General features: G+C 64.8%; 12 protein-coding genes. 2 read left to right on the top strand and 10 right to left on the bottom strand.

What is annotated here, in order from left to right:
* Positions 1–242: 242 nt before the first annotated feature.
* The 5 genes from NKH43_RS00060 to NKH43_RS00040 are packed head-to-tail and all read right to left on the bottom strand — an operon-like array spanning position 243 to position 5,205.
* Entirely contained in the window at positions 243–1,070 is an 828-nt protein-coding gene (locus tag NKH43_RS00060; RefSeq protein WP_352855956.1) for an SDR family NAD(P)-dependent oxidoreductase, read from the bottom strand.
* Positions 1,067–1,975 carry an SMP-30/gluconolactonase/LRE family protein gene (locus NKH43_RS00055; RefSeq protein ID WP_352855953.1) on the bottom strand — a complete coding sequence of 303 codons (909 nt, stop codon included), beginning with the start codon at positions 1,973–1,975 and terminating at the stop codon, positions 1,067–1,069. The genes NKH43_RS00060 and NKH43_RS00055 overlap by 4 nt, the downstream gene beginning before the upstream one ends.
* Positions 1,972–2,805: a carbohydrate ABC transporter permease gene (locus NKH43_RS00050; RefSeq protein WP_352855950.1), complete on the bottom strand. Its 834-nt coding sequence runs from the start codon at positions 2,803–2,805 to the stop codon at positions 1,972–1,974. Before NKH43_RS00050 ends, NKH43_RS00055 begins: the two co-directional genes overlap by 4 nt.
* Entirely contained in the window at positions 2,802–3,725 is a 924-nt protein-coding gene (locus tag NKH43_RS00045) for a carbohydrate ABC transporter permease (RefSeq protein ID WP_352855947.1), read from the bottom strand. The genes NKH43_RS00050 and NKH43_RS00045 overlap by 4 nt, the downstream gene beginning before the upstream one ends.
* Before the next feature lie 37 nt (positions 3,726–3,762).
* A complete protein-coding gene (locus tag NKH43_RS00040) occupies positions 3,763–5,205 on the bottom strand; it encodes an extracellular solute-binding protein (RefSeq protein ID WP_352494002.1) in 1,443 nt (480 codons plus the stop codon).
* 294 nt (positions 5,206–5,499) lie between these two features.
* Between NKH43_RS00040 and NKH43_RS00035 the strand changes: the two genes are divergently transcribed.
* Entirely contained in the window at positions 5,500–6,297 is a 798-nt protein-coding gene (locus tag NKH43_RS00035) for an SDR family NAD(P)-dependent oxidoreductase (RefSeq protein ID WP_023716813.1), read from the top strand.
* A 5-nt stretch (positions 6,298–6,302) separates the two neighbouring features.
* Positions 6,303–7,319 (top strand): LacI family DNA-binding transcriptional regulator, encoded by a 1,017-nt coding sequence (locus NKH43_RS00030; RefSeq protein ID WP_352484090.1) that lies wholly within the window; start codon positions 6,303–6,305, stop codon positions 7,317–7,319.
* A gap of 114 nt (positions 7,320–7,433) precedes the next feature.
* Here the strand turns inward: NKH43_RS00030 and NKH43_RS00025 are convergent, their stop codons facing one another.
* From NKH43_RS00025 to NKH43_RS00005, 5 genes are read right to left on the bottom strand one after another with little or no spacing between them, the layout of a single operon-like run.
* Complete coding sequence (locus NKH43_RS00025; RefSeq protein WP_352494003.1) at positions 7,434–8,648, bottom strand: CoA transferase; 1,215 nt, start codon at positions 8,646–8,648, stop codon at positions 7,434–7,436.
* On the bottom strand, positions 8,645–9,649 hold the full coding sequence (locus NKH43_RS00020) for a MaoC family dehydratase (RefSeq protein WP_352494004.1): 1,005 nt from the start codon (positions 9,647–9,649) through the stop codon (positions 8,645–8,647). The genes NKH43_RS00025 and NKH43_RS00020 overlap by 4 nt, the downstream gene beginning before the upstream one ends.
* Before the next feature lie 15 nt (positions 9,650–9,664).
* The gene (locus NKH43_RS00015) at positions 9,665–9,949 is read right to left on the bottom strand and encodes a muconolactone Delta-isomerase family protein (RefSeq protein ID WP_352494005.1); all 285 of its coding nucleotides are present in this window, start codon (positions 9,947–9,949) and stop codon (positions 9,665–9,667) included.
* The gene (locus NKH43_RS00010) at positions 9,928–10,962 is read right to left on the bottom strand and encodes a thiamine pyrophosphate-dependent dehydrogenase E1 component subunit alpha (RefSeq protein WP_352855941.1); all 1,035 of its coding nucleotides are present in this window, start codon (positions 10,960–10,962) and stop codon (positions 9,928–9,930) included. The genes NKH43_RS00015 and NKH43_RS00010 overlap by 22 nt, the downstream gene beginning before the upstream one ends.
* Positions 10,959–11,573: a transketolase C-terminal domain-containing protein gene (locus NKH43_RS00005; RefSeq protein ID WP_352855938.1), complete on the bottom strand. Its 615-nt coding sequence runs from the start codon at positions 11,571–11,573 to the stop codon at positions 10,959–10,961. The genes NKH43_RS00010 and NKH43_RS00005 overlap by 4 nt, the downstream gene beginning before the upstream one ends.
* Positions 11,574–11,703: the final 130 nt, after the last annotated feature.

Raw genomic sequence — 11,703 nt, 5'->3', positions numbered from 1 at the left:
ATCCCCTTTTTCGATCGATGGCAAGCCTTCATCTGCCAGTGGTAGTTGGCGCATCCGCAGGCGCCATCAGCCCTACCATCAGATTGCATCAGTTTGCGTGATATTTTTCAGGCAGGCGATTCCTGGACTGCGTCGGCCGGATTGCTCCCGGCGCCCATCTACTCCAAACGACCATGACGTCCCTTGTCGTGGGCGCTGCGGGCCCGTTTGATACCGAAGACCTCAGATTCCGGATGTCAAGATCAGCCCTTGATCCAGGCCGGGTCGCGAAAATTGTCCCATGTGGCACCGATGCCTGCATCGACCGGAATGGCAGCGCCTGTAATGCCATTGGCTATGGGCGAGGCGACGAACGCAATCGCCGCTGCGATGTCACGCGGTGTCAGCACCCGGCCGAGCGGATGCCGCTCGGCGTAGGAGGCGAGGATCTCGTCACCATTCGGCAGCGCTGCCAGCCGTCCGGCCAGCAGCGGCGTATGGGTCACGCTCGGGCAGACGCAATTGACCGTGACCCGGTCCCGCGCCAGGTCGAGCGCCGCCGCGTGGGCAAGGTTGAGCAGCGCTCCCTTCGACACGCAGTAGGAGAACATGCCGTGCTCGGCCTGCAGCCCATCGAGGCTGGAGAGCAGCACGATGGCGCCGCTCTTTTGCTTGCGCATGCCCTTGGCCGCCTCGCGCACCACCAGGAATGAGCCTCGCACGTTGACGCCCATCACCTGCTCGAAATCCTCGACCGAGGTCTCGAACACCGGCCCGCCGACGCCGAGCACGCCGGCACAGGCCACGGCGACATCGATTTCGCCAAGCTGCTTGCGCGTCGCCGCAAAGGCATCGGCGACGGTCTTCTCATGACCGGCATCGCCTTCGAAGGCGATCGCTTTCCGACCGATGTGCTTGACCTGCCTGGCGGTGTCTGCAGCAGCGCCCGCGGTCCAGTCGAGGATGGCGACATCGGCGCCGAGATCGGCCAGTGTCAGCGCCGTCTCGCGGCCTATGCCCGAGCCGCCGCCGGTGATGAAGGCGACCTTGCCTTGATAGGAAAGTCCGGGAAACGGTTCGCGCGGGCTCATGCGCCCGCCTCCGCTGCCATTTTGATCGTGCCTTTGTAGGTCGGGGCGCCGCCGCCCGGCACTTTCAGCCGCCACAGGCGCCCGGCATAGGACGGTTTGTCGCTCGATGCCAGCACGCTGGCGTCGGTCACCCACAGCGTCTCGCCATCGAAGGCGAGATTGGTCGGCGCGCCGCCGCACTTGATGAAGCCCTTGATGGCGCCGTCGCGGGCGACGACATGGATGCCGCCGCCGACCAGATCCGTGACCAGCAGCGAACCGTCGGCGGCGATCGTCATGCCGTCGAGGATCGGGTTATCCCCCGGTATGCGGCCGAGATCCTCGATGCTGCCGTCGCCCTTCAGTCGCCTGACACGGCCGGTGTAAGATTCGTCCCAGACGATCGAGCCGTCGGCCTCGACGACGATGCCGTTCGGAAACACCGGTTCTGGGAAGGCCACCTTGATTGTCGCCTTGCCGTCCGGCGCCAGCGCAAAAATGTAGCTCGGGTCGGGACTGGCGGGATTATAGGTGCCGGGGTCGGTCCAGACCAGCGTACCATCCGGCGCAAAGACCAGATCGTTCGGGCCATTGAGTTTGACGCCCTCGACCTCGGTCACCAGAATTTCCGGCCCGGCGCCCGGCCGCACCCGCTGGATCGATGGCACGGTCATCTCAGGCGCGCGCCACGGACCGACGGTGCCGCCGTTCTGGCAGACATAGAGCGCGCCGTCGGAGCCAAGCACGCAGGAGTTCGGCGCGCCTGTGACATAGGCGAATTGCCTTGCCTTGTCGTCCTTGCCGACAATGGTCAGCTGGCTGCGGTAGCTTTCGACGAAGACCAGGCTGCCGTCCGGCATCACGGTCGGCCCTTCCGGCCATCCGAGATTGTCCGTCACCAGTTCCGGCGAAAGACCGTTCTTCATTTCACGGCCCCTGCGGTTAGTCCGCGCACGATGTAGCGCTGGACGAAAAGCGAGAAGAGGAGGATCGGGATGACGGTGACGACGCCGACCGTCGCGGCGATGTTCCAGTCGATCGGTCGCTGCGCGCTGACCAGGGTCGCGGCACCCAGCGATATGGTCTGGAAGGCACGGCTGTCGATGACGTAGAGTGCGACCAGGAACTCGTTCCAGATGAACAGCGCGCCGAACAGCGCTGCCGTCACCAGGCCCGGCCGCACGATCGGCAGCATGACGTGCCACAGCACACCGACGCGCGTGCAGCCGTCGATCATCGCCGCTTCATCGATCTCGCTCGGGATTTCGTCGAAGAAGCCGATCATGATCCACACCACGAGCGGCAGCGAAAAGGCGATATAGGGCAGGATCAGGCCCGGATAACTGTCCTGCAGGCCGGCCGTCTTGACCATCAGAAACAGCGGAATGGCGACCGCGATCGGCGGCATGAAGCGCATCGACAGGATGGTGCTTGCCAGCTGCTCGCTACGCTTGAAGCGCAGCCTTGAAAACGCATAGGCCGCCGGCGTGCCGATCAGCATCGCGGCTGCGGTTGCGATGCCGACCACGATGATGGAGTTGAGGGTGAAGGCCAGCATCCCCTGGCTGAACAGCACCTCATTGTAGTTCTTGACGATCTGCGTCCAGTTGAGGTTGAGCGTCGGTGGCACCTGCGCCAGGATCTCGATGCGCTTCTTGGTAGACAGCACCGCCAGATAGAGGAAGGGCGCGGCGCCGAAGATGCCGAGCACAATGAGGAAGAGGTAGGCGATGACCCGGCCCGGGCGGATCTTCATCGCGAGTTCCCGGGCCGGATCTGGACGTATCTGAGCATCACTGTCGTGCCGACGGCGAGGATCAGAAGCATCATGTAGGCCACCGCCGCGGCATAGCCGTAATTCTGGAACTGGAAGCCGTTCTGGAACGAGAAAAAGGACAGCGTCGTCGTGCTGCGCGCTGGCCCGCCATAGCTCAGCCCGTAGATCAGGTCGAACGAACGGAAAGCATCGACGGCGCGGAACACGGCGGCGAAGACGATGGCCGGCGCCAGCATCGGCAGCGTGATGCGCCGGAAGGTGACGAATGGGCCGGCGCCGTCGACCTGGGCGGCTTCGAAGACGTCCTGCGACAGCGCCTGCAGGCGCGCAAAGACGATGATGAAGACGAATGGCGTCCATTGCCAGCAGTCGACGAGGATCACCGTCACCATCGACATGCCGACCGAGCCCAGCCAGTCGGGTGGCGTCAGTCCGATCTGCTTTATCGCCCAGTTGACCAGCCCCCAGTCCGGATTGAGCAGGGCGCGCCACATCACCCCGACGATGATCGGCGTCATCAGCATCGGCAGCAACAGGATGCCGCGCACGATCCAGCCGCCCTTCAGCTGCAGGTTGAAGAACATCGCCAGTGCGACGCCGAGCACGACCTGGATGGAAACCGAGAAAAACACCATGATGGCGCTGTTCATGGCGGCGTTCCAAAACAGCGGATCGACCAGCAGGGCACGGTAATTGGCGAGGCCGACGAAATTGCCGGTGCCGGTCGCGGCGGTCAAATCTGTAAGCGACAGGCGCAGGCTGTGGAACAGCGGATAAATGCTGAAGACGATCAGGTAAAGCAGGCACGGGCCGAGGAGCAGCCACACGGCTCTCCCCGGCTCGTCACGTGTGCCGAAGACGAATTTCGTCTGGGTGGCGGCGGTTGTCGCAAGGCTCATCGAAAATCACATCCACAGCGATCCGCGCGGGCACCGATCAGGCAAGGTGGCCTGCCTTCCGCAAGATCGCCTCCCACTGGGTCTGCACTTTTTCACAGGCAGTCTTGGCATCTTGCGTGCCGATCAGCGCCGCGTTGAACTCGACGTTCATGACATCGTTGAGTTGAAAGAATTCCGGGATCAGCGACGTCGGTATGGTGTCGGCCGTCTCGATCGCCGTCAGCGCGTCCTTGAGGTAGGGGAACTTCGCCACCAGCTCGGGATCTGTGAAAGCCGAGGTGCGGTTCGCATCGATGTTGTATTTCTCGATGGAATAGCGGTTCACCGCCTTGCTGGTGATCCAGGTCAGCGCCAGCCAGGCGGCGTCCTTCTTCGCCGGGTCGATATTCTTCGGGATGCCGACCCCCCAGCCGCCTTGGATTGCCCGCGGCGACTTGCCGTCGCCGGAAGGAACCGGGGTGGTCGCGGTGGTCTCGGCGACCATGGAATTCTCGCTGTTCAGGATCGGCCCGGCAATTGTAGACCAGAAGATCATCTGCGCGATCTTGCCGGTGGAGAAGCCGTCGACGTTTTCGGCAAAGCCGTATTTGGTCACATTCTTCGGCGCATACGGCAGCAGGTCGATCAGCATCTGCAAGGCGCCGATGCCTTCCTTGGAATTGACCTGCGGCTTAAAATTCTTCTCCTTGGCGCTGCCGGTCATCAGCACGCCGCCAGTGGTGATGAAGCGAGTGTACCAGTCGACCGCGGCGAGCGAGAAATCGTTGGCGCCGATGAAGGAGCAACCGGCCACGTCGTCGGTGTTGAGCTTCTCGGCGGCAGCCTTGAACTCGTCCCAGGTCTTGGCCGGCTGCAGGCCTGCCGCGTCGAACAGGTCCTTGCGATAGAAATAGATGACCGACCCGGAATGCAGGCCGGGTATGCCGTAGACGTCCTTGCCTTTGCCAACTGTGCCGGAGGCCATGTCGAAAATGCCGACATTCTTCATCGCCGCCGGGATGAGATCGGCGAAATCCCAGTCCGGCGGCGTTTTTGCGGGATCGTCGATATAGGCGTTGAGCTGCTCGTAATAGCCGCCGCCGACCTGCTGGGTCGTCAGGAACCCAAGATACTCGATCAATTCGAACGAGGATTTGTCTGCCTTGAGGTTCTGCAATGTCTTTTCGATCAGCGCGCCGAGTGCCGGCGAGGTGATCTCCAGTTCCATGCCGGTCTCCTCGACGAATTTCGGCAGCATGTCGGCGAGCGCGCGATGGTCGTTCTCATCGCCGGTCATCAGGATGTTGATTTTGGTGCCGGCGAACTTCTTCATGTCGAAACCGGCGGCGTAGAGCGGCACGGTGCCGCCAAGTCCTCCAAACGCCGTTGCCAGGCCCAGCATGCCGGCGCGCTGCATCAGGTCGCGGCGCGTCAGGCCGCCTGTATCCACGGCGGCGTTTTCGCCGGGCCGCGGGTGATCCGTCTGCTCTTTTCCGCTCATGTCTCACTCCCCAGTTTCTTCTTTGTTCTGCCGACGGGACTGCATCGGTCCGGACGGCAGATTGCATCCGGCGATCTAAATAGTCAATCGATTGCTTAATGATCGCTCAAACGATTGCTTGAACAAACACGTCGTGTTATCGATGCCGTGCTCTATGGGTGAAAATTGTCTCGGGCGCAGGCGCTTGACAGCTGTCGCGCACGGCCTCTACACGCTGGCAAACAACAATGTGCCAGGCGACTGAATGGCGGCCTTCCAGCGCATCCGAAGCCCGAACCGACAGGGAGGTCGTCGATGAGCCTGGGAAGCGTTGTCGTGACAGGTGCGGGCGACGGCATAGGACGCGCCATAGCGATCCGATTGGCCGCCGACGGCTGGAATGTCGTCGGCCTCGAACTTGACCGGGCGGCAGCCGAGGCGCTTGGCAAGACGCTTGGCAACGGCCATCATGCGGTGTGCGGCGACGCATCCGACCGCTCGGTGCTGAAAGCCGCCCGCGAGGCGGCGGAACAACTCGCGCCGTTGCGCGGATGGGTCAACAATGTCGGCATCGCCTTGATGGGCAATCTGCATGAACCCAATGAGCCCGAGGTCGAGCGTTTGTTCGCCGTCAACCTGATGTCGCATTTCTGGGGCTCGTCCGAAGCCATCCGGACGTGGGTTCGAGACCGGGCGACCGGTTCGATCGTCAATGTCTCCTCGGTGCATGGCCGCTCGGCCTTCAACATGTGGGCGGCCTATGATGTGGCCAAGGCCGGCATCGATGCGCTGACCCGCTATATCGCGGTCGAATACGGGCCGATCGGCATCCGCGCCAATGCGGTCGCGCCCGGCGCCGTCCGTACGGCGCTGGTGCAACGCGTGATCCGCGACAGCCCCGACAGCGCGGTGGCTGAAAAGGAAATGTCGATTCAGCATCCGCTCGAGCGCATCGGCGAGCCGGAGGAGATCGCGGCCGCCGTCTCGTGGCTGATTTCGTCCGAGGCCTCGTTCGTCACCGGCCAGTCGCTGGCCGTCGATGGCGGCTTGACCTCGCGCTGCTACCGCTATGCGCCCGACGCGCAACTGCTCGCCATGTACGGAAAGGGCTGAAGCCTTTGAAGCCAATCAGCCCGCCGGGGCGCGCCACGCTGAAGGACATTGCCCGCACTGTCGGCGTCGACGTTTCCACCGTTTCCAAGGTGCTCAACGACGGCGGCATCAGCGTGCGGCCGCAGACGCGCCAAGCAATCATCGACGAGGCAAGCCGGGTCAACTATCGCCCACATGCGCTTGCTCGCAACCTGCGCACCCAGCGCACCGGCGCACTCGGCATTCTGCTGCCCGACCTCACCAATCCAATCTATGCCGAGACGGTGCATGGTGCGATGCGCCAGGCCGAACGGTCCGGCTACGTCATGCTCATTGCCGAGGTTGCGGACGAGCGCACCTCCGCCGCCGCCTATATGCGGTTGGTCAGCGAACGCCGCATCGACGGGCTGATCATCGCCGTCAGCGCCGAAACCAGCGAGATGATCGCTGCCATCGAGAACAATCCGGTGCCGCACGTCTTCGTCAACCGCCGTTCCAGCATCGGCCGCAGCGTCACCGTCGACGACCAGGCTTCGGGACGGCTTGCCGCGCAGACCCTGATCGAGGCCGGCCATCGGCGCCTCGGCTTCATCGGCGCGTTGCCCGAACTCGACACCTCGCGACGCCGGCGCCATGGCTTCGTCGAAGTCTGCCAGGCTGCCGGCCTGCCGGCCGTCGTCGAAATCGCCGGCCCGGTCTCGCGCCGCGGTGGCTACGATGCCTTGCACAGGCTGCTCGATGAGGCGCAACGCCCGACCGGCGTCTTCGCCTTCAACATGCTGGTCGGCATCGGTGCGCTGGCGGCGGCCCGTGTGCGCGGCGTGCGCGTGCCGGACGATCTTTCGGTGGTCACGCTCGACGGCGAGGACGCCATCTTTACCGCGCCGCCGCTGACCGCCATCATTACCCCGCTCGCCGAAATGGGCGCGCGCGCCGTAGTCGAGCTCGAAGCCATGATCCAGGGGCGCGAACCGCAGGATGTCGTCATCGATATCCCGCCGAAGCTGGTTTACCGCGAATCCGTGGCGCCGCCGCCTCGCTAAAGCGGTTCATCGTTTCACGGAAACGCCGAACCGCTCTATCTCTTTGTTTCTACGCAATTCCGGACGGAAAACCGTTTCACACCTTTCCTGGAATTGCGCTAAAGCCTTCGCGGCTCAAGCCGTCGCCGGACCGGCGACGATGCCGCGGTCGTGCAGGCTTCCGATCTCGCCGTCGCTCAACCCCAGTTCGGTCAGGATCTCGTCGGTGTGCTCGCCAAGTACGGGCGCGCGGACTGCAGGAAGCCGTTCCACCGAGGAGAAATCCAGTGGCGAAGTCGGCGTCAGCAGCGATCCGAGACCGGGGTGATCGACCTTTGCGAACATCGGGTTGTCCGTCGAGCAGCGCGGATCCTCGACCAATAATTGCCGGAATGTCTGGTAAGGCCCCCACGAGACGCCGGATGCCGTGAAGATGCGCCGCACGTCGGCGAAGCTCCGTGCCGAAAACCACGGCGCCAGTAGGGCGGCGATCGCCTCGCGCGCCGCATAACGCCCGCCTTCGCTGTCGAGGTCGGCGCCGCTTGTTGCCGCGAGCTTTGCCGTGTCCAGCCCGGTCGCCTGCAGCAGTACGGCCCATTGCCGGCCGGTCAGCGCCATCACCATGACGCGGCGGTCGTCGGCGGTGAGGAAATCCCGCCCGAACGCACCATAGAGATAGTTGCCGTCCTTTTCGGCACTGCCTCCAAGTTCGGCCTGCGCCAGCCGACCGAGATTGCCGGTCATGGCCAGCGCTACGTCCGATAGCGCCAGTTTCACCAATGACCCGTTGCCGGTGCGGCTGCGGTGGCGGTCGGCGGCAAGCACGCCCACCGCCGCCATCTCGCCCATCGCGATGTCCCAGGCCGGCAGCACGCTATTGGTAGGCTCCGTGGCGCCGCGCGCGCCGGTGATTTCGGCAAAGCCGGTTGCCGCGTTGACGGTATAGTCGACCTCGCTGGTTCCATCATTGTTGCCGGTCAGCGCGATCATGATGACGTCGTTGCGCCGGTGCTTCAGGGCCTCGTAGGAGAGGGCGCCGCGCGCCGCAAAATTGGTCAGGAAGATGCCGTTGCCCGGCCCCGGTCTCGCGATCAGACTGGCCACGACGTCCTGCCCTTCGGGCGACTGCAGGTTGATCTGGATCGAACGCTTGCCCTTGTTCATGCCGGCCCAGAACAGGCTCTGGCCGTTGTCCGCCACTGGCCACCGGCCATGGTCGAGCCCACCGCCGATCTGGTCGTAGCGGATCACGTCGGCCCCCAATTGTGCCAGCGTCATGCCGCCGAGCGGTGCCGCCACGAAGGCCGAGCCCTCGACGATGCTAAGGCCGGCGAGAATGCCGCCGCTCATGCGAACAGCCCCACTGATCGCCAGTCGAGCACGTCGGAAATCCCGCCATCGGAAGCGGTCGCCCGCACCAGTGAGCGCAAATGCACCAGCCCACCGCCGCCGGGCAGAGGCTCGCAGTGCCCGATGCCGATTTCGGAGTGCAGCGTGTCGCCCTCGTGCACCGGCCCCAGATGATCGCAGTCCTGCCAGCCCAAAAAGGTGACCAGCGACGGCAGTGCACGGGTCAACTGTGCCGCTGCCAGCCCGATCGTATGGCCGCCATAGACGAGGCGCTGCCCCGTCTGGGTGCGGTCATGGTGGATCGTCGCCAGGTTCATCGTCAGCCGCGCCAGCTCCGGCGCGCTGCTCACCACATCGCCGCCGGCAAGGCGATGGATGGTGCCGGCGCTGAGATCGTTGAAATGCGGGCCAGGCACCGCCTTGCGGTAAGCGTCGAGGTTCCATCCGCCGATCGCCGCCGGCGCTCCCGTGAACTCGGATCGCGGCGGATCGGTTTCGCCCTGCGCGGCACCATCCCCTGCCTGTCTGGCCGGTAGTAGCGCGCACCGGCAGAAATCGAGTACCGGTCGGTCCTCCTGATCGCTGGTGGCGATCCGCATGGTGACCAGGCCGCGCGACGCACGCCCCGGCCTGGCGGCGGCGGACCGCAGCCCGATGATGGTGGTGACGGTCTTCAAACTGTCGCCGATCGCCGGCGCCCGGCGAAAGATCAGACCGCGGTAGAAGAGGTTGGCGATCGCCCGCTGCGTCACCAGCGTCGACTGGCCGATCGCCACGTCCCAGACCAGCGCCGGCGCGGCAAAAGGCTGCTTTAGTCCGGTCACGGATGCCGACAGTGCCGCATCGAAGGCCAGCCTCAGCCTGCCGCCGACGATTGCATGGTGGGCAGCGGCAAGGCCATCGCTCAGCCGCATCACCGGCGCTCCGTCGAAGCGGTCGCCGATGCGGAGATCCTCGTAGAACGGACCGTCGATGCCTGTTGCGGGGGGAGACGTGATCACGCTGCTGAACCTTCGTCAGCTTCGGCCCGGATCAGAAGGATGCGCTGCCAGCGGCCGCACCACCACCTTCAGCCAGGGGTAGAACGGCAGCGACGCGATCGCCTCATGCAGCGCGGTCGCGTCCGGCGCCTCCCAGATGCCGAAATTCGCCCATCGGCCCGGCTGACGCCACAGCCGGCGCACGATGCCAGCCGCGGCCAGTTCCTTGGCGCGACGGCCTTCTGCCGCGATCAGCTCCGCCTTTTGCAGGGGGTCGCCGTCGGGCGGGAAATTTACCTCTATTTCGACCAGAAATTCCATCTCTGGTCCCCTCCAGCCGAATGGGCGCCGACATGCGCCAGGATTTCGCCGAGATCCGGCGCCGGTGAGTCCAGCACCTCCATTGTCGCCCGCTCCACGGCATCGCTTATGTCGGCCTTAAGCTGGTCGAGACCGCCCGGCGCCAATATTTTTTCGCCGGCCAGCCGCTCTGCCAGGATGTCGATCGGGTCACGCTTCAGCCAGGCATCGAGCTCGCCGGCCGGCCGATAGGTCGCCGGGTCCGAACGTGAATGGCCGGAATAGCGATAGGTCTTCATTTCGATCAGTGTCGGCCCTTCGCCGCGGCGGGCGCGGGCGACGGCGGTCGCCATCGCCTCCGCCACCTTGTCGACATCCTGCCCGTCGGCGACGACGCCCGGCATATTGTAGCTCGCTGCACGTATGGCGATGTCCTCGACCGGGGTCGACAGCTGGATACGGGTGTATTCGCCGTAGAGATTGTTCTCGCAGACGAAGACCACCGGCAGCTTGCGGATCGCCGCGAAATTGAGCGACTCGTGGAAGGCGCCGATATTGGCCGAGCCGTCGCCGAAAATGGATACGGCGATGCGGTCCTTGCCGCGGGCGCGTGCCGCCATCGCCGCGCCGCAGGCGATCGGCAGGCCGGCGCCGACAATGGCGGCGGTCGGCAGCAGCCCGACCTCTGGCTCGACCAGATGCATGGAACCGCCGAGGCCACCGGCACAACCGATGACGCGGCCGCAGATCTCGCCGATAACCGCCGTTGGCGACACGCCGAGCGCCAATGCATGGCCATGGCCGCGATAGGTGCAGGTGACGATGTCGTCGGGATCGATCGAACGCGCGATGCCGACGGAGACAGCCTCCTGTCCGCTGGCAAGATGTGTGCTGCCGCGGACGTGCCCTTCGGCGAAGAGTTTCTGGATGCGCTCCTCGACCGCGCGGATCTCGACCATGCGTGTGAGCTGCTCCAGCCTGCTCTTCAAGGCCTCGCGCCGCACGATCGGCACATTCGAATTGGAGAGCGTCATGCTGCGTTCCTCCACCACGGCACGGGTGGCTTGTTGGTCGAGACAAGCGTCGCGATCTGCTCTGCCACATAGGCCGGGCTCGGCAGGAAACGGGCTTCCAGCGCGCCGCTATAAGGTACGGGCGCTTCGGGAAGAGTGATACGATGCGGCGGCGCCTTCAGCCGGCCGAACGCTTCGATGGCGATCGACGAGACGACATCGCCGCCCCAGCCGCTGCCGGCCGGCGCCTCCTCGAGTGTCACTAGGCGGCCTGTGCGCGCAACCGATTCGGCAACACTCCGGCGGTCCCATGGCCACAGCGTCAGAAGGTCGACGACCTCGATATTGGCGTGGCTGGTTTCCGCTGCCGCGAGCGCCACCCGCCGCATCGCGCCGCAGGTGACGAGCGTCACGTCGGTGCCGGGCCGCGCGATCTCGGCCTGGCCGAGCGGAATGCGGTAGTTGCGGTCGAATTCGTATTCCTCGCGCTCGGCGTAAAGCACACGCGGTTCGAGCACCACCACCGGATCCGGATCTTCGATCGCCGACCGCAGCAGGCCATAGGTCGTGCGTGCATTGCTGGTCACCGCGACCTTGAGGCCGGGCGTGCCGCGGAACCAGTGGTCGAGCATCTGCGAATGCTGGCAGCCAAACCCCTGGCCGGCGGGGGGGGGGGGGGCCCCCCGCCCCCCCGCCCCTCTCTATCGGGAAATGACACAATGTCCCATCGTGAACGCTGGATGGCCTGGATTTTCGTAGCTC

Source organism: Mesorhizobium sp. M1163 (assembly GCF_040318415.1).
In the GTDB taxonomy this organism is placed as follows: Bacteria; Pseudomonadota; Alphaproteobacteria; order Rhizobiales; family Rhizobiaceae; genus Mesorhizobium.
The sequence above is the reverse complement of the archived record's forward strand: the minus strand, read 5'-3'. Positions and strand labels throughout refer to the sequence as shown.